This window comes from Luteibacter sp. P4_D7_3 (genome assembly GCF_056401735.1).
In genome coordinates this window covers 12,666-30,005 of the sequence record NZ_JBFUIT010000019.1, presented here as the reverse complement: position 1 = coordinate 30,005, position 17,340 = coordinate 12,666, and the positions used below count along the sequence as shown (strand labels likewise).

Annotated in this window: 16 protein-coding genes; 10 read left to right on the top strand and 6 right to left on the bottom strand. The window is 65.6% G+C overall.

From position 1 onward, the window contains the following. Positions 1–1,238 (top strand): TonB-dependent receptor domain-containing protein (locus AC1DSN_RS03840; protein WP_477329654.1); only part of this gene is annotated, 1,238 nt, incomplete at its 5' end. Beyond that, positions 1,238–2,731 carry a CehA/McbA family metallohydrolase gene (locus tag AC1DSN_RS03835; RefSeq protein ID WP_477329652.1) on the top strand — a complete coding sequence of 498 codons (1,494 nt, stop codon included), beginning with the start codon at positions 1,238–1,240 and terminating at the stop codon, positions 2,729–2,731. The genes AC1DSN_RS03840 and AC1DSN_RS03835, both read left to right, overlap by 1 nt. Here AC1DSN_RS03835 and AC1DSN_RS03830 read toward each other — a convergent pair. Then, positions 2,725–3,447, bottom strand: coding sequence for a ComF family protein (locus AC1DSN_RS03830; RefSeq protein WP_477329650.1), 723 nt, complete (start codon positions 3,445–3,447; stop codon positions 2,725–2,727). The two genes, AC1DSN_RS03835 and AC1DSN_RS03830, sit on opposite strands and share 7 nt — an antisense overlap. A gap of 15 nt (positions 3,448–3,462) precedes the next feature. Further along, complete coding sequence (locus AC1DSN_RS03825; RefSeq protein WP_063572572.1) at positions 3,463–3,669, bottom strand: hypothetical protein; 207 nt, start codon at positions 3,667–3,669, stop codon at positions 3,463–3,465. Between the two features lie 359 nt (positions 3,670–4,028). Between AC1DSN_RS03825 and AC1DSN_RS03820 the strand changes: the two genes are divergently transcribed. From AC1DSN_RS03820 to bioC, 6 genes are all read left to right on the top strand, one after another. Next, the gene (locus tag AC1DSN_RS03820) at positions 4,029–4,499 is read left to right on the top strand and encodes a hypothetical protein (RefSeq protein ID WP_477329648.1); all 471 of its coding nucleotides are present in this window, start codon (positions 4,029–4,031) and stop codon (positions 4,497–4,499) included. 146 nt (positions 4,500–4,645) lie between these two features. Next, complete coding sequence (gene bioB, locus AC1DSN_RS03815; RefSeq protein WP_477294101.1) at positions 4,646–5,653, top strand: biotin synthase BioB; 1,008 nt, start codon at positions 4,646–4,648, stop codon at positions 5,651–5,653. Continuing rightward, complete coding sequence (gene bioF, locus AC1DSN_RS03810; protein ID WP_477294099.1) at positions 5,650–6,864, top strand: 8-amino-7-oxononanoate synthase; 1,215 nt, start codon at positions 5,650–5,652, stop codon at positions 6,862–6,864. Before bioB ends, bioF begins: the two co-directional genes overlap by 4 nt. Positions 6,865–6,893: 29 nt before the next feature. Next, entirely contained in the window at positions 6,894–7,631 is a 738-nt protein-coding gene (locus AC1DSN_RS03805) for a sulfurtransferase (protein WP_063572154.1), read from the top strand. Next, a complete protein-coding gene (gene bioH / locus AC1DSN_RS03800; RefSeq protein ID WP_477294096.1) occupies positions 7,628–8,401 on the top strand; it encodes a pimeloyl-ACP methyl ester esterase BioH in 774 nt (257 codons plus the stop codon). The genes AC1DSN_RS03805 and bioH overlap by 4 nt, the downstream gene beginning before the upstream one ends. Next, a complete protein-coding gene (gene bioC, locus AC1DSN_RS03795; RefSeq protein WP_477294094.1) occupies positions 8,398–9,285 on the top strand; it encodes a malonyl-ACP O-methyltransferase BioC in 888 nt (295 codons plus the stop codon). The genes bioH and bioC overlap by 4 nt, the downstream gene beginning before the upstream one ends. Positions 9,286–9,295: 10 nt before the next feature. On the opposite strand, the gene AC1DSN_RS03790 is transcribed toward bioC, so the two are convergent. From AC1DSN_RS03790 to AC1DSN_RS03780, 3 genes are all read right to left on the bottom strand, one after another. Further along, entirely contained in the window at positions 9,296–9,850 is a 555-nt protein-coding gene (locus AC1DSN_RS03790) for a DNA-3-methyladenine glycosylase I (RefSeq protein WP_477329646.1), read from the bottom strand. 92 nt (positions 9,851–9,942) lie between these two features. Then, a complete protein-coding gene (locus AC1DSN_RS03785; protein WP_477294090.1) occupies positions 9,943–10,887 on the bottom strand; it encodes a threonine ammonia-lyase in 945 nt (314 codons plus the stop codon). Next, positions 10,884–11,888 (bottom strand): aldose epimerase family protein, encoded by a 1,005-nt coding sequence (locus tag AC1DSN_RS03780; protein WP_477294088.1) that lies wholly within the window; start codon positions 11,886–11,888, stop codon positions 10,884–10,886. Before AC1DSN_RS03780 ends, AC1DSN_RS03785 begins: the two co-directional genes overlap by 4 nt. Before the next feature lie 76 nt (positions 11,889–11,964). Between AC1DSN_RS03780 and pepN the strand changes: the two genes are divergently transcribed. Next, on the top strand, positions 11,965–14,613 hold the full coding sequence (gene pepN, locus AC1DSN_RS03775) for an aminopeptidase N (protein WP_477294086.1): 2,649 nt from the start codon (positions 11,965–11,967) through the stop codon (positions 14,611–14,613). A gap of 8 nt (positions 14,614–14,621) precedes the next feature. On the opposite strand, the gene AC1DSN_RS03770 is transcribed toward pepN, so the two are convergent. Then, positions 14,622–14,798 carry a hypothetical protein gene (locus AC1DSN_RS03770; RefSeq protein ID WP_477294084.1) on the bottom strand — a complete coding sequence of 59 codons (177 nt, stop codon included), beginning with the start codon at positions 14,796–14,798 and terminating at the stop codon, positions 14,622–14,624. A gap of 584 nt (positions 14,799–15,382) precedes the next feature. On the opposite strand from AC1DSN_RS03770, the gene mnmG reads away from it, so the two are divergent. Continuing rightward, the gene (mnmG, locus tag AC1DSN_RS03765; protein ID WP_477294082.1) at positions 15,383–17,257 is read left to right on the top strand and encodes a tRNA uridine-5-carboxymethylaminomethyl(34) synthesis enzyme MnmG; all 1,875 of its coding nucleotides are present in this window, start codon (positions 15,383–15,385) and stop codon (positions 17,255–17,257) included. The last annotated feature ends 83 nt before the right edge of the window (positions 17,258–17,340 follow it).

Genomic DNA, 17,340 nt, shown 5'->3' with positions numbered 1-17,340 from the left:
CGCGTGTCCTGCGCCAGTTCGAGTTCGGCGAGCAGACGCACGATGTCACCTTCGGCTATTACCACGCGAACTTCCAGCAGGACTTCGACCGCTATTCGTCCACCGTGCTGACGGATGTGCGTGACAACGCACACCTGATCGATCTGGTTGGCGTGGATCCGAACGGAAACGTCGTCGGCTCGCTGACCGATCACGGCGTATACCGTTACGGCTACGAGTGGGAACACGCAAGCGGCAAGTCCAACACCAATGCGGCCTATGTCTCCGATGAGTGGACCATCACACCGGAGCTGCGCATCGACGGCGGCTTGCGCTACGAACGGGTCAATGTGCAGGGCTACACCGAAGGCAAGCAGACGGTGGACATCGGCGGCTCGCCGGCGGCGGCCTCCGTGCTCACCGGCAACGGCCAGTTCACCCACTACGACCAGACGTTTTCCAAGACCGGCTGGACGCTCGGCGCCAACTGGCAATTCTCGCCGCGCCAGGGTCTGTTCGCGCGTTGGACGTCGGCCTTCCGCCTGCCCAACCTGAGCACCTACATCACCAGCCCGACCGCCACGCCGCTGCTGCAGACGATGGATCTGGCCGAAACCGGCTGGAAGTTCAGCGACCGCTACATGGATCTGTACGCAACGGCGTTCTACACGAAGTACGACAACGTCAGCTTCACCAACAACGTCTTCGATCGCGCCGGCAACACGTCCACGCCGCAGACCGGCTTCGCGAGCACCAAGACCTACGGCCTCGAGCTCGAAGGCACGCTGTACCCGACCAAGTGGTTCGACGTGCAGTTCAACGCGACACTGCAGGATCCGAAGTACAAGGGCCTGTCTTATACGGACAACGTCAACAATGGTCCGGTGTTGCGCGACTATGACGACAACCAGCTGATCCGCGTGCCCAAGATGAGTTACCGCGTGGTACCTGGCGTGAACCTGATGGAGGGCAAGCTCCGCCTGCAGATGTCGTACGAGCACGAAGGCAAGCGCTTCGTCGACACCGCCAACTCGGTCGTCCTGCCGTCGTACCACGTCGTCGGCGCCAGCGCTCGCTACGACGCCACCCCGGAGCTGTCGCTGTATCTCTACGCCGACAACATCTTCAACTCGCTCGGCCTGACCGAAGGCAACCCGCGTGCCGGTGAATTGGCGAGCTCCGATGCCGGCGCCAACACCTTTATCGCGCGCCCGCTGCTCGGCCGCTCGTTCCGCGCCGCCGTGATGTACCGCTTCTGATGCGCGGACTCATTGCCCTGCTATTGACCTGCTTCGCTGCCACCGTGGCGGCGGAGCGGGCGCCCGACCTCGTGCTTCGCGGCGCGTTGTCGGGAAAGGACCAGCACACCTATCGCGAAGTGCCGTTCAATGTACCGAAAGGCACGACGCGAATCACCATCGATGTCGCCTACACCGGCCGCGAGGAGAAGACGACCATCGACCTCGGCCTGCTGGGCCCCACCGGCTTCACGGGACAAGATGGTTTTCGCGGATGGAGTGGCGGAAGCAAGCGTCGCTTCACGGTCTCCGCGACGGATGCCACGGCGTCGTTCCTGCCGGGTGTGATCGAACCGGGCAAGTGGCGACTGCTGCTGGGTATTCCGAACATTCGCCCTGCCTCGACGGCCACGTATACGGCGCAGGTATGGTTGTCGCGCGATGACGAAGGTTTCGGTCCGGAACATGGGCTCTCTGCGCCACTCAATCCCGAAGCTCGCTGGTATCGCGGCGACCTTCACATGCATACGGCGCACAGCGATGGCGGCTGTCCCAACGCATTGGGGACGAAGAAGGTGCCCTGCCCGCTGTTCCTGACCGTCGCCAACGCGGCAAAGCGCGGTCTCGAGTTCATCGCTATCTCCGAACACAACACCATGTCGCAGGTGTCGGAGATGCGCGAGCTGCAACCGTACTTCGACACCATGCTGATGATCCCGGCACGCGAGATCACCACCTTCGAAGGCCATGCGAACCTGTTCGGTGTGTCGCGACCGCTCGACTTCCGCGTCGGCAGCGGCAGCGTGCCCGACTGGAACGCACTACTGGCCGACGTCGCGAARGCCCGCGGCGTGATCTCGATCAACCACCCGCGCCGCCCGAACGACGAGACCTGCATGGGTTGTGGTTTCACGCCGCATAACATCGTCGATATGCACGGCTTCCAGGCCATCGAGGCCGTCAACGGCGGCGACGCGGAGCGAGCGGACAGCGGCATCCCGTTCTGGGAGGCGCAGCTCGATGCTGGCCTGCGTATCACCGGCATCGGCGGTAGCGACAGTCACGATGGCAGCGACGCGCCGCGGGATACGTTCGCTGGACGCATCGGCTCGCCGACCACCGTGGTGCATTCGCGGGAGCTGTCGATGGAGGGCATCCTCGACGGCATTCGCGCGGGGCACGTGTTCGTCGATGTGGAAGGTACACGTGATCGGTCGCTGGAGATCCAGGCTACCGCGGGTTCGAAGACAGTGGAAATGGGTGACGCGCTGGCTGTTGCAAAGGGAGCGTCAGTGCATGTGGTCGTGCGTACCTCGGCACTCGGCGGTCAACCGCTGCGTGTACTCGACAGCGGCAAGCCGATCGATCTCGCTGGGCATGACCTCATCCCGCCGAGTGGCGAGCTGGCGTTCGACTGGATGAGCGACGGCAAGCCGCATTGGTTGCGCGTGGATGTGCGCTCACCCGAAGGCAAGCTGCTGATCCTCGGCAATCCCGTGTACATCAATCACTGACGACCGCCGGGCAAGGGCGTGCGCGCCAGCGCCCAGACATCCACCCGTTCGACTCCCACGGCGAGCAGTGCGTTGGTACATTCGATGAGGGTGGCCCCGGTGGTCATGACATCGTCGACGATCGCGACATGCTTTTGCACCGGTACGCGGCGTACGGCAAAGGCGCCGCGTACGTTGCCGAGGCGTGCGGCGGCGTCGAGCTCGGACTGGGCGTCGGTGCGGCGTGCGCGATAGAGAACGTCGTTGTTAACGGGGACGCGATAGCGCCTGCCCAGCGGTCGCGCCAGCTCGAGTGCCTGGTTGTAACCGCGCGAACGCAGGCGACTCAGGTGCAACGGGACAGGTAACAGCAGTTCGGGCACCGACGGCGGTGGGCCTGCATCCATCCAGGCATCGGCGAGCACGCGGCCCGCGGCAAGGCTACCGGCGAACTTGAAGCGCGTTTCGAGCGAGTCCAGCGGCCACCCGTATTCGTACGGCACCCAGRGGTCAGCCCAGGGACGCGATGCCATCCGGCATGCATCGCATTCGGCAATCGGCGTGGGCAGCGGAAGCGCGCAACGTCCACAGCAGGCGAGGTTGCGCGGCAAGGCGGCGTAACAGGCGCGGCAGAGTTCACGCGCCTCATTACCCTGGTCACCGCAGACCAGGCATCGCGGCGGGAGGACGAAACGGCCGGCCGCCGCGATCCATCGAGTGAAGCGGGACGCGTCCATGCGTCGGCGAATCGATCAGTCGCGCCGGCGGAACATGGCCGCATCGACGATCGACCACAGATGGATGATCCAGCCAAGCCAGATCACCCACAGAACAGCGGCCAGCACGAACATGAACAGTGCCTTGAAAACGCGCCCCTGCACCAGCTGACCGAGGCCGGGGATGACGCAACTGCAGATCGCGGCAAGTACGTTGCCGCCGCTGCCTTGTCCATCGCTCATGTGGAATCCTCCTGTGTGGACGACTTCATAGTAATTGAGTATCCGGGAGCACGCCGTTTGCCGTTGACCGGCCGTTAAGTTTGGCGACACGCCCCTCTGCGTCATCGTGCCGATCGCTTCGAGGGCCAGTGCCATTCGTCTACAGTCCACCGCGTCGGATTCGTGGACGAAGTCATCCGCGCGATTTTTCAGAATCCTCCTAGAGCCAACGCTGCATGGGCGTTGCTATCGTCCGCTTCCCACGCACCCCGACCTTCGACGCACACCGGCGTGAAGGCGCGGCTTACGGGTGAGCCTGCTAGTGCGTTCAGAATGGCAATGCGCGCGTGCGACCGTCGCGCTAGGACGACTAGGCAGCCGTGGACGAAATATTTGATGTCATCACCGGTAGGTCATACGGCATTGCTCACCTCAGGACCAAGGTAATTTCGTACCGCCTACTGCTTGATAAGCAGCAGGTGTCGGTGGACCTGCACGTGTACTACGCCAATCACTGCTATACCCGCTCGCGAACAGCTAAGGATCCTGAAGAGGCGGTTCTTTTCCGCGAGTGGAAGAAGGACGACACGCTCGACGAGCGCGTTTTTTGCTCACAGCGATACAAATTCTCTCTTCAGCTTCCACGGCTAATTGAAGATCTAAGCCACGCGGTGTGCTATCGAGGCAATGACAACCACGTCTTCTACCGCCTGAAGAGCGACCCGAAGGCCCGGTGCAGTATCAATGGTTGGTACATCTGCGGCCGACTCGATAGCAGCGCAAGACATCAGCAGTTGCGCTTGAATATCCGTAGCGTCCACTACCGCACTAACCAACCCGGCCGAGGGTGATGGGATTCTGAGCGGCAAGGGTGGGTATCGCCGATGAATCGGCTCTACCGTGCGAGGGCGAGCTTGGTCAACTTTTGTGGATAGTCCAAGGTTGACAGTGACCCTGCCGGCGCCGACACTTCGCGCCTTCGCCACGGGAGCCCACCATGACCGCAGCCATCCGCCACGACTGGTCCCGCGAGGAGGTTGAACACCTTTTCGCCCTGCCCTTCAACGACCTGCTCTTCCAGGCGCAGACCGTGCATCGCCAGTACCACGACCCCAATGCGGTCCAGGTGTCGACCCTGCTGTCCATCAAGACCGGCGGCTGCCCTGAGGATTGCGCCTACTGTCCGCAGGCCGCGCGCTACTCCACCGGCGTGAAAGCCGAGAAGCTGATGAGCGTGGAAGCCGTGCTCGAGCGCGCCAAGGCGGCCAAGGATGCCGGCGCCAGCCGCTTCTGCATGGGCGCCGCGTGGCGTTCGCCGAAGGACCGCGACGTGGTCAAGGTGGCCGAGATCGTGGCCGCCGTGAAGGGCCTCGGACTGCAGACCTGCGCGACGCTCGGCATGCTGTCCCAGCCGCAGGCCGACACGCTCAAGGCCGCCGGCCTGGACTTCTACAACCACAACCTGGATACCGCGCCGGAGTTCTACGGCGAAATCATCCAGACGCGCGAGTTCCAGGACCGTCTGGACACCCTCGACCACGTGCGCCAGGCCGGCCTGAAGACCTGCTGCGGCGGCATCGTCGGCATGGGCGAATCGCGTTCGCAGCGCGCCGGACTGATCACGAGCCTGGCGAACCTGCCCGAGCATCCCGAATCCGTGCCGATCAACCGGCTGGTCCAGGTCGCCGGCACGCCGCTGGCCGGCACCGAAGCGCTTGATCCCTTCGAATTCGTGCGCAGTATCGCGGTCGCGCGCATCGTCATGCCTGCCTCCGTCGTGCGCCTCTCCGCGGGCCGCGAGTCGATGGACGATGCCCTGCAGGCGCTATGCTTCGCTGCGGGCGCCAATTCGATCTTCTACGGCGAGAAGCTGCTGACCACGGGCAACCCGGACGTGGAGCACGACCGCCGTCTGTTCGAACGCCTCGGCCTCAAGCCGATGGAAGTCGAGATCGAGCCGGGCACGGTTCACGCGGACATCGTCGAACGCGCCGACGCGGCGTGAGCCGGCCGGACCTCCGTGCCCGTGTGGAAGCCGCGCGGGCACAACGCGAGCGGGATGGCTTGTTACGCCGCCCGCGCACGTGCGAGGTCACGCCGGACGGCCAACGTCTCGTCGATGGGCGGACGCTGGTCGATTTCTGCGGCAACGATTATCTCGGCCTCGCCCGTCATCCGGATCTGATGGCGGCGCTAAGTCGTGCGGCGGCCGTCGAAGGCGTCGGCACCGGCGCCGCGCACCTGGTCTCCGGCCATCGCGGTGAACACGCCGCGCTCGAGGAAGAGCTGGCCGACTGGACCGGTCGCGAACGTGCCGTGCTGTTTTCCACGGGTGTGATGGCCAACCTGGGCGCCTTGCAGGCGTTGCTCGGTGCCGGCGGCCTGCCCGGCCGCGGTGACGCGCTTTGCGTGCAGGACCGCCTCAACCACGCCAGCCTCATCGACGGCGCCCAGTTGGCCGGTGCGGAGCTTCGCCGCTATCCGCATGCCGATGCCGAAGCCGCGGCACGGCAGCTGGATGCGCGGCCTGACCACCCGGCCCTGCTTGCCACCGATGGCGTCTTCAGCATGGACGGGGATGTCGCCCCGCTGGCGGCGCTGGCCACGCTCTGCCGGAAACGTCACGCCCTCTTTTACGTCGACGATGCCCACGGCCTCGGTGTGCTGGGCACCCAGGGCGCCGGCAGCGTCGCCGCGGCCGGTCTCGACGCGACGCAGGTGCCGGTGCTGATGGGCACGCTTGGCAAGGCGCTGGGAACGGCGGGAGCCTTCGTTGCAGGCGATGCCTCCCTGATCGAGGCCATCGTCCAGTTCGCGCGCCCTTACATCTACACGACGGCGATGCCGGCCGCCCTGGCGGCGGCGACGCGCGCCTCCCTGCGCCTGGTGCGCGCCGACGCGGACGGACGCCGCGAGCAGCTCGCGGCAAATATCGCCCGGTTCCGCCTGGGCGCCGGTCAGCTCGGGCTATCCGTGATGCCGTCATCGACCGCGATCCAGCCCTTGCTCATCGGTCCGGCCGAGGGCGCCCTGAGCGCCTCGCGAGCCCTGGAAGCCGCCGGCTTCCTCGTGGTCGCCATCCGCCCACCCACCGTGCCGCAGGGCGCCGCCCGGCTGCGGATCACCCTGTCCGCGGCGCATACACCGGACCAGATCGACGCCCTGCTGGATGCCCTTGGCCGCCTCCCCGGACCCGCCGGGACCGCCGCCGTATAATGGGCGGCCGCGTCCCTCCCCCTATGCCCATGTCGATCCTCAACATTTCCGCCTACAAGTTCGTCGGCCTCGACGACCTGGACGCGCTGCGCGCGCGGATGGTCGAGCGCTGCCACGCCCTGGCGCTGAAGGGAACGATCCTGCTCGCGCCGGAGGGCATCAACCTCTTCCTGGCCGCGCCACGCGAAGCGATCGACGCCTTCATGGAATGGCTGCACGAGGATCCGCGCTTCGCCGACATCGCACCAAAGGAGAGCCTCTCCGATGACGTGCCGTTCGGACGCATGCGCGTGCGCCTGAAGAAAGAAATCATCACCATGCGCGCGCCGTCGATTCGTCCCGAAGAAGGACGGGCGCCGCATGTATTGCCGGTGGATCTCCGTCGCTGGCTGGATCAAGGACACGATGACGACGGCCGTCCGGTCGTGCTGGTCGATACACGCAACGACTACGAAGTAGCGGCTGGCACGTTCGAGAACACGGTCGAATACGGCCTGTCGAGTTTCACCGGTTTTCCCGAAGCCATCGCCGCGGACCGCGCGCGCTTCGACGGCAAGACCGTGGTGTCGTTCTGCACCGGCGGCATCCGCTGCGAGAAGGCGGCCATCCACATGCGCGAGATCGGCATCGACCATGTCTTCCAGCTCGAAGGCGGCATCCTGAAATACTTCGAAGAGGCCGGTGGTGCGCACTGGCGCGGTGACTGCTTCGTCTTCGATGAGCGCGGCGCGGTCGATCCGACGCTCGCGCCGAGCGACGCGCCGTGAGCGGATTGCACGTCGAGCGTCACGGCGATGGCGAGACACCGCTGGTGCTGATCCACGGCTGGGCCATGCACGGCGGCATCCTTGCGCCGCTGGTCGAGGCACTGGCGTCGCGCTACACAATGTATGTGGTCGACCTGCCGGGTCACGGCTACTCCCGTGACTGCGACATTCCGCTCGAACCGCTGGCGTGCGCGAAGGCGATCGCCGCGGTTACCCCGCCGGCGACATGGCTGGGCTGGTCGCTCGGCGGGCTGGTCGCGCTCACCGCGGCGCTCGACCTGCCCGACCACGTCACCTCCGTCGTCGCGATGTGCTCCACGCCGCGCTTTGTTCGCACCGAAGGCTGGCCTTACGGTAACGACGCGGCCATGGTGGAGAAACTCGCCGCCGACCTGGAAGCCGACTACCACGGCACGCTGGAGCGCTTCATCGCGCTTGAGGCCATGGGCAGTGCCGATCCACGCGCCGAGGCCCGACGCCTCAAGGAAGAAGCCTTCTCTCGCGGCGAACCCGACCCGCGCGTGCTGATGGAAGGCCTTCGCCTGCTCGAAAGCACCGACCTGCGATCGCGCCTTTCCGAACTGCGTAAGCGCAGCCTCTGGATAGCCGGCCGACGCGACCGCATTGTTCATCCCGAGGCCATGCGTTGGTGCGCCGAGGCGGCTGGCGGCCGCTTCGAAGAAATCGCCCACGCCGGCCACGCCCCCTTCATCGGACACGCCATCGCCGTGGCCGATGTCCTGACGCAGTTCACCGAAGCAGACGCATGAGCGACTTTCATTTCGACCGGACCCGGATCAAGCGTAACTTCGGTCGCGCCGCCGGCACCTACGAGAAGCACGACGCGCTGCAGCGCGAGGTGCAGTCGACCCTGGTCGACCGTCTCGACATGTATGAGCAGGTGCCCGAGGTCATCCTCGATGTGGGTGCGGGTACCGGCCGGGGCAGCGCGGCACTGAAGAAGCGCTATCCGAAGGCCCAGGTGATCGCGATGGACCTCGCGCTGCCGATGCTGCGTCAGGCCCGGCAGCACAGCAGCTGGCTGAAGCCCTTCTCGCGCGTCGCCGCCGATGCGTACACGCTGCCGATGCCCGACCACAGTGTCGACATCCTCTTCTCCAATCTTTGCTTCCAATGGTGCGAGGACGTCGGCCGTCTGTTTACCGAGTGCGCACGCGTACTCAAGCCCGGCGGCCTGCTCACGTTCTCCACGTTCGGCCCCGACACGCTCAGCGAGCTGCGCGCCGCCTGGGCGGAAGCCGACCAGCACGCCCATGTCGCACGCTTCCTGGACATGCACGACGTCGGCGACGCCATGTTGAGCGCCGGCTTGCGTGATCCTGTGTTATTCGCCGAGCGCTACACCCTCACCTACCCCACGCCACGCGCGTTGCTCGACGAATTGCGCGGCCTCGGCGCAAACAACGCCGACGCCGACCGCCAGCGCGGCCTGACTGGCAAGCATCATTACCGACGCATGCTCGATGCCTACGAGGCGATGCGGAACGAGGGCGTCATTCCCTCGACCTGGGAAGTGGTGACCGCACACGCGTGGGGCCCGCCGGCCGGACAGTCGCGCCGCGAAGGCAGCGGCGAGATTGCGAGCTTCCCCATCGAGAACCTGCGCGGCTCGCGGCGAAAGACGCCCTTCTGATGGACGTGCGTCAGGGGCCTGCGCGGTGCTTACAACCGGGCTCGTGACCGTCGACCATGCCGGTGGCCTGCATCAGCGCATAACAGATGGCCGTGCCCGCGAAACGAAACCCCCGCTTTTTCAGCGTCGCGCTCATGACATCGGACGCATCGCTACGCGAGCGCAGGCCGAACATGTAACGCGGCGGCGTGGAGATAGCTTYGCCATCAACGAGGGCAAAAAGAAACCTCGACAGCGAGCCCTCGCTTTCGATCAACCGGAGTGCCGCCCTCGCATTGCCACGCACCGAGGCGATCTTGAGGCGATGACGAATGATGCCGCGGTCACGACGAACCACGGCGAGTTCGTCGTCAGTCATGGCGGCGATGCGCACCAGGTCGTAATCGTGAAAGGCCCGGCGGTAGTGTTCACGTTTTCCAAGCACCGTTCGCCATGACAAACCGGCCGCCGCCCCGCGCAACGTGATCAATTCGAAGAGATGGCGATCGTCGCGGACCGGCAGCCCCCACTCGGTGTCGTGATAGACGCGTTCAGCGTCGTTCTGCTCGGCCCAGGCGCATCGCATGTCCCGTCTCACACGTCCTGAAGAAGGGACGAGAATAGCCACGCAAAGCGGCTGCGGATGTCCGCTTCAGATAGCGTGGGCCGTGCGAATGCTTACCAGGGAAGGTCGTCCAGATCGACGTTGCCGCCAGTCAATACCGCACCGACGCGTCGTCCCCTGATTCGCTCCGGATGCCGCAGCAAAGCGGCAAGAACGGTCGCGCTCGATGGCTCGACCACGATGCGCAACTCGGACCAGAGCAGGCGCATGGCGGCAATGACTTCGGCATCACTGACACGCAGCACGGTGACGCCCTGCTCGCGCAGGACATGAAAGTTCGGTTCGCCGATCAGTGTTCTCAGCCCGTCGCAAATCGTGTGCGGCGTGAACGGCCCGACACGCACGTCGGCTTCCAGCGAGCGTGCGGCATCGTCAGCGCCCTCGGGCTCGGCACCGAACAACGTGATGGCAGGGTCGATGCCATGAGCGGCGATCGAACACCCCGAGGCCAACCCACCACCGCCCACGGGAAAGATGATCGTGTCGATCCCGGGAGACTGCCGCAAAAGCTCCGGCACGAGCGTTCCCTGACCTGCCATGACTCGGGAGTCGGCATAGGGATGCACGAGGGTCGCGCCCGTGCTGGCGATCAGTTCGGCGGCTTTCGCCTCGCGCGCGGCCGTCGTCGGCGCGCAACGATGTACGGAAGCGCCTGCCGCGACGATCGCATCCACCTTGGTTTTCACGGCGCCTTCGGGGACCACGACGTGCGCCGTGATCCCGCGCGTGCGCGCCGCCATCGCGAGGGCATTCCCGTGATTGCCTGAGGAGTGGGTGACGACACCGCGTGCGGCGTCTTCGTCGCTCAGTGACCACACGGCGTTGGTCGCGCCGCGAAACTTGAAGGCCCCGCCACGCTGCAGGTTCTCGCACTTGAAGACGACCGCCGCGCCGGCCAGCGCGTCGATGCGGTCGCTGCGAAGTATGGGTGTCACCAGCGCATGGGGTGCGATGCGCGCAGCGGCGTCGCGTACGTCGGCGAAGGTCGGCAAGGTCACGTATCGAACTCCACACCGCAGACGAAGCGACGCTCCTGGCCGGCGGCCAGTGTGATCAATGGCGTGCAGTCGTCGCGATTGAAGGCATCCGGCATGCATTCCATCGGTTCCAGCGCCACAGACTTGCGCGCGTCGCGGTCTGCAGTGTCTGCCGTGAATACGAGCATGACGCCTCGCTCCTGCCACACGGCGATGCCCGCACCCGTTTTCGGGTCGCGCAGATGCGTGCGCGCCTTGCCATCCGAGTCGAGCTGGAGGTCGGCATAGGTGTGGTTGAGTTCGGTACCACCGATGGGGCGCGCCTTGCGGAAATCGAGCGAACGGTCGGCCTTGTCCATCGCTTGCCAGGCGCTGGTGCCCGGCAGGGGAATGAAATCCTTGTCCGTGGCGATGACCTTGTCCGCGGGCACCTGAAGCTCCCAGGTCTCGATTGGATGATCCGAGAGTCGGAAGTACGGATGCCAGCCGAAGAACGTGGGCGCGGCGTGTTCGCCGACATTACGCGTCTTCGCTTCCACCGTGAGACCGTGCTCGTCGAGGGTGAAGGTCACGCTGAAATCGAGCGCGAACGGGTACCCGGGATTGACGCCCGGGCGGATCGCGTCGGTGACGAGCGTGACCGACGCCTTATCATCGTCGCCATGTTCGCGCTGCACGTCGAACAGCGTTCCGCGGAGGAACCCGTGCCGACTGGCGCGATCGGCGCCGACAGCACCTGGCTGCAAGTCGTAAGTGGTTCCTTCAAAGGTGTAGCGCGAATCGTTAACGCGGTTGGCGAACGGCGTCATGATGGCGAAGCGCGACCCCTTATGTCCGACCAGCTCCTTTTCGTTGCGAAAACCGTCGGTCACGGCGCGCGTCTCGTCGCGCCAGCGGGTGGTGATCGAGAGCACGGTGGCGCCACGCCGGGCGATACGGACCTCGCGATCGGCATCGGCATCGACCAGCACCACCAACTCGTTGGCGCCCAGGGTGGAGCGCGTCACGGTGAATCGGGACATGGGGAGGCTTCCTTTTGACGAATCCGACCGCATGTTAGCCTGCCTGTCAGACCAGAACATGTGTTGTCTTACCGCCATGAGTGATCGTTCCGACGCCCCCACGTCCGTTATCCGCCTCGCCGACTACCGCCCGCCTGCATGGGCCGTGGAGGAGGTGGCTCTCGAGTTCGACCTCGGTATCGACCACACCGAGGTCATCAGCCGCCTTACCCTGGTGCGGCAGGCCGACGAGCCCATTCGCCTGAACGGCGAAGGCATCGAGTTACTCGAGCTGACCCTGGATGGGCGACGGCTGGGCGACGGCGAGTACATCCTCGCCAATGGCATGCTGGAAGTCGCGGTGGACGCCGACCGCTGCATCCTGGGTGCCCGCGTGGCGGTCCGGCCGGCGGAGAACACCGCCTTCGAGGGCCTGTACCTTTCCGGCAGCCGCGACCGCGGTTTCCTGCTGACCCAGTGTGAAGCCGAAGGCTTCCGTCACATCACCTATTTCCCCGATCGGCCCGATGTCCTTTCGAAGTACACGGTGACGCTGCGCGCCGACCGCCAGCGTTTCCCGGTGTTGCTCGCCGGCGGCAATCCCGACGGCGAGGGCGACCTGCCCGATGGCCGTCACTGGGCACGCTTCGTGGATCCTCATCCGAAGCCGAGTTACCTGTTCGCCCTGGTCGCGGGACGCCTGGAACGGATCAGCCACGACTACACCACGGCCGATGGCCGCGCGGTGGCGCTGCACATCTGGGCCGAGCCCGATGTCATCGATCGCTGCGACTACGCGATGGACTCCCTCATCCGCAGCATGCAGTGGGACGAGCGCGCGTACGGGCGCAACTACGATCTCGATGTGTTCCACGTCGTCGCCACCCACGACTTCAACATGGGCGCGATGGAGAACAAGGGTCTCAACATCTTCAACGCGAAGTACCTCCTGGCCGACCCGGATTCGAGCACCGATGACGAATACCGCCACGTGGAAGCCGTCGTCGCCCACGAGTACTTCCATAACTGGAGCGGCAACCGCGTCACCTGCCGCGACTGGTTCCAGCTCAGCCTGAAGGAAGGGCTCACGGTGTTCCGCGAGCAGAGCTTCTCCGCAGACATGAATTCGGTCTCGCTCAAGCGCATCGAAGACGTTGCGTTGCTGCGCCGTGCGCAGTTCCCCGAAGATGCCGGTCCGCTGTCGCATCCGGTACGTCCGTCGCAGTACAGCGAGATCAACAACTTCTATACCGCCACCGTGTACGAGAAAGGTTCCGAGCTGGTCCGCATGCTCGCCGGCCATCTCGGCCGCGACGGCTTTCGCAAGGGCATGGACCTCTACTTCGATCGCCACGACGGCGATGCCGCCACGATCGAGGACTTCCTGAAGGCCCTGGGCGACGCCAATGGCACCGATCTGTCTGCTTATCTGGCGTGGTACAGCCAGGCAGGGACGCCGCGCCTGACCGCTGAAGCGCGCTACGACGCGGCGCAATCGCGCTATCGGCTCACCCTGCGCCAACGCACGCCGGCCAGCGCCGGGCAGACGGTCAAACACGCGCTGCCCATCCCGGTGCGGTTGTCACTGTTCGACGCGACGGGCAAGGCGCTGCCGCTGCGGCTCGAGGGCGAGGCCACGACGGGCGCTGCCGAGCGCACGATCGTGCTCGATGGCGCCGAACGCAGCATCGTCTTCGAAGACATCCACAGCGCGCCGGTCCCCTCGCTGCTACGCGGGTTCTCGGCGCCGGTGATCCTCGAGTTCGACTACGCGCCAGAAGAACTGGGCGTGTTGCTTCGCCACGATCCGGACGGCTTCAACCGCTGGGAAGCCGGGCAGCAGCTCGCGGGCCTCGCCTACGACGACTGTCGCGACCGAAAGGACGACGGTGCGGCTATCGGCGCCTGGACGACGGCGCTCGCCCAACTGTTCGGCGATCCCTCCGTCGAAGACGCGCTGCTCGCCGAACTGCTCACTCCACCGGGTGAGATCGAGCTGGTCGAGCGCCAGCCCGAGCGAGATCCGGACCGCATCCGCGCCAGCCGTCAGGCCATGCTGCAGGCGTTGGCCAGCAAGATCGGCGTCCCTGCGCTACGCGCGCGTTACGACGTCCTTCGCACCGCCACCAGCGGATCGCTCGATGCGGCAAGCCAGGCCCAGCGCCAGCTGAAGCGTCGTGTGCTGGACCTGCTTTCGCTGGTCGACGAGAACCACGCCCGCGAGCTGGCTCGCGCGCAGTACGACGAAGCACCGGGCATGACCGACCGCCTGGCGGCGCTGGCGACGCTGGCGACGATCGATCCCGCAGGCGCGGCTCCGGCCTTCGCCCACTTCCGCAAGAAGTACGAGTCGAACGCCCTTGCGCTCGACAAGTGGTTTGCCGTGCAGGCGCAGCTGCCGGGCGAGACGGCCCTGGGGCGTATCCAGACGCTGGAACGCGACGACGCGTTCACGCTGAAGAACCCGAACCGTGTGCAGTCATTGCTTGGCAGCTTCGCGCGGGCCAATCCGAGCGGCTTCCACCGTGCGGACGGCGCGGCCTATCGCTGGCTGGCGGACCGCCTCGTGGCGATCGACGCCCTCAATCCGCAGGTCGCCGCGCGCGTGGCGACGGCCTTCAATGGGTGGAAGCGCCTGGAGCCCCTACGTCGCGAGTCAGCGCATGCCGTGGTTGCGGAACTGGCTGCACGCAAGGATCTGTCGCGCGACCTGACCGATATCCTCGCCCGGGTCGCCCTGGGCTGAGCCCAGGGTCAGTCGTTCAGTCCGGCCAGTGCTTCGCGAATGCGCGCGAGGCGCTGCTCGATGCGCGGACGAAGGCGGCCCTGTTCCGCGGCGTTGCGTTCGTTGAGCCTTTCCATCGCCATTTCCAGGCTGCCCATTTCGATGAGCAGATCGTGGTGGCGAATCATGGGTTCGTTAGTGGACATGACAGCGTTCATGGCGTTCAGCCCCTTCCCTCGGTGGTCACGATGCTGCAATGCATCGGCCGTGCCACGCGTTTCACCGCGCGATAAAATGTGCGCTGGATCACACAGGGTCTCGCTCCGCAGGAGAAACTGACGTACTGCGTCACCAATTGCCGAAATCGAGCACTTCGTTGACGAAAAAGTCACACACAGTTCATTCGTTCGGTGTAGTGTTCAATTCAACGAAAAAAAGCCGAGGCGTTGGCCTCGGCTCTTCGTGCCAGTCACTCGGTTTCTGGCGCCCGGCAGCACGGTCATCCTGGATTCCCCCTGTTCCTGAGACCGCCGGGCGCCAGATCTCATTCGATAAACCGAATGGGGCATCCTTGCCCACATCCCGCTTCCTTCTCCCGGCACACGACCAAACCCCTGTCGTTCGGTCTCGGCGCGCGTGTGATCGCGCAGCGTCTGCCCGGGTGAAGTGCACGGAATAGCAAGCACAAGCCATGCCAGAACCTGCCGAAGGCGAACCGCGTTGCAACGCAGCGCGGTTCGTCCGGCAGGCGTAAAATGGCCGCCTTGGCCCTACGCCCGAAACCCTGACCATGCTGCATACAGAAACCTACGACGTGATCGTGGTCGGTGGCGGACACGCCGGCACCGAAGCCGCGCTCGCGTCTGCTCGCGCCGGCGCCCGCACCCTGCTGCTCAGCCACAACATCGAAACGATCGGCCAGATGAGCTGCAACCCGGCCATCGGCGGCATTGGCAAGGGGCACCTGGTCAAGGAGATCGACGCCCTCGGTGGCGCCATGGGCCGTGCGGCGGATCGCGCCGGCATCCAGTGGCGCACGCTCAATGCGTCCAAGGGCCCGGCCGTCCGCGCGACACGCTGCCAGGCCGACCGCTCGCTCTACAAGGCGGCGATCCGGCTCATGGTGGAAACGCAGCCCAATCTCGTGCTGTTCCAGCAAGCCGTCGACGACCTCATCCTCATCGATGGTCGCGTCGCCGGCGTGCGTACCCAGATGGGCCTCGACTTCCACGCGCCCGCCGTCGTGCTGACCGCAGGCACCTTCCTTGCCGGCAAGATCCACATCGGTTCGGCGCAGTACGCCGGTGGCCGGGCGGGCGATCCGCCGGCGTCGACGCTCGCCGCGAAGCTGCGCGAGCTGCCGGTCGCCGCCGACCGCCTCAAGACGGGTACCCCGCCGCGCATCGACAGCCGCAGCATCGAATTCTCGGTACTCGAGGAGCAACCGGGCGACGACCCGATGCCGCACTTCTCGTACATGGGCTCGGCAGCGGAACACCCGCGGCAGGTGAGTTGCTGGATCACCCACACCACCGAAGCCACCCACGACCTGATCCGCGGCTCGCTCGATCGGTCACCGCTGTATAGCGGACAGATCGAAGGGGTCGGCCCACGTTATTGCCCGTCGATCGAAGACAAGGTGGTCCGCTTCGCCGACAAGACCTCGCACCAGATCTTCGTCGAACCGGAAGGCCTGGACACCTTTGAGATCTACCCCAACGGCATTTCCACCTCCCTGCCCTTCGACATCCAGTACGCGCTGGTGCGGTCCATCCCCGGTTTCGAGCGCGCGCACATCACACGCCCGGGCTACGCCATCGAATACGACTACTTCGATCCGCGCGGCCTGCATCCGTGGCTGGAAACCAAGGGCATTCCCGGGCTGTATTTCGCCGGGCAGATCAACGGCACGACCGGTTACGAAGAGGCGGGCGCGCAGGGACTCATCGCCGGCATGAATGCTGCGCTTGCCGTGCGCGGCGAAACGCCGTGGTACCCGCGCCGCGACGAGGCCTATATCGGCGTCCTCATCGACGACCTCACGACGAACGGCACGATCGAGCCGTATCGCATGTTCACCTCGCGCGCCGAGTACCGCCTGCACCTGCGCGAAGACAACGCCGACCTCCGCCTGACGCCACACGGCTACGCGCGCGGCGTCGTCTCGGAGGAACGCTTCCGTCGTTTCGAGGCCAAGCGCGACGCGGCCGAGCGCGAAACCGCGCGCCTGCGCGGCATCTGGGCGGCGCCGACCAATGCGCTGGGCGCCGCTATCGAGCGCTCGCTAGGTATCGCGGTCAGCCGCGAAACGCACGCCCTGGACCTGCTTCGTCGGCCCGAACTCAACTACGCCACCCTCACCGGCGTGCCCGAACTGGGGCCCCCAGTGGAGGACGCGGAAGTCGCCACGCAGGTGGAGGTGCAAGCGAAGTATTCCGGCTACCTGGAGCGCCAGCGCGACGAGATCGAGCGTCAGCGCCGACATGAGGCCACGGCGATTCCCGAAGGTTTCGACTACGACCGCGTGCGAGGACTCTCCGCTGAGGTATTGCTCAAGCTGAAGCGGACGCTTCCCGTCACCATCGGCCAGGCATCGCGTATCAGCGGCGTGACCCCGGCAGCGATCTCGCTGTTGCTGGTGCACCTGAAGCGCCGCGCCGCGTAGGCGCATGTGCCAACCAGCAGGCGGCGGCGCGCTGGTCCATCTGGCATCATCGACGATAGTCAGTGCATCAGTGAAAAGGTAGG

Excerpts from the sequence above, each read along its gene's own strand:
- mnmG (WP_477294082.1), top strand. The coding sequence starts at position 15,383 with ATGCTGCATACAGAAACCTACGACGTGATCGTGGTCGGTGGCGGACAC.
- bioB (WP_477294101.1), top strand. The coding sequence starts at position 4,646 with ATGACCGCAGCCATCCGCCACGACTGGTCCCGCGAGGAGGTTGAACAC.
- AC1DSN_RS03780 (WP_477294088.1), bottom strand. The coding sequence starts at position 11,888 with ATGTCCCGATTCACCGTGACGCGCTCCACCCTGGGCGCCAACGAGTTG.
- bioC (WP_477294094.1), top strand. The coding sequence starts at position 8,398 with ATGAGCGACTTTCATTTCGACCGGACCCGGATCAAGCGTAACTTCGGT.
- pepN (WP_477294086.1), top strand. The coding sequence starts at position 11,965 with ATGAGTGATCGTTCCGACGCCCCCACGTCCGTTATCCGCCTCGCCGAC.
- AC1DSN_RS03770 (WP_477294084.1), bottom strand. The coding sequence starts at position 14,798 with ATGTCCACTAACGAACCCATGATTCGCCACCACGATCTGCTCATCGAA.
- AC1DSN_RS03825 (WP_063572572.1), bottom strand. The coding sequence starts at position 3,669 with ATGAGCGATGGACAAGGCAGCGGCGGCAACGTACTTGCCGCGATCTGC.
- AC1DSN_RS03805 (WP_063572154.1), top strand. The coding sequence starts at position 6,894 with ATGTCGATCCTCAACATTTCCGCCTACAAGTTCGTCGGCCTCGACGAC.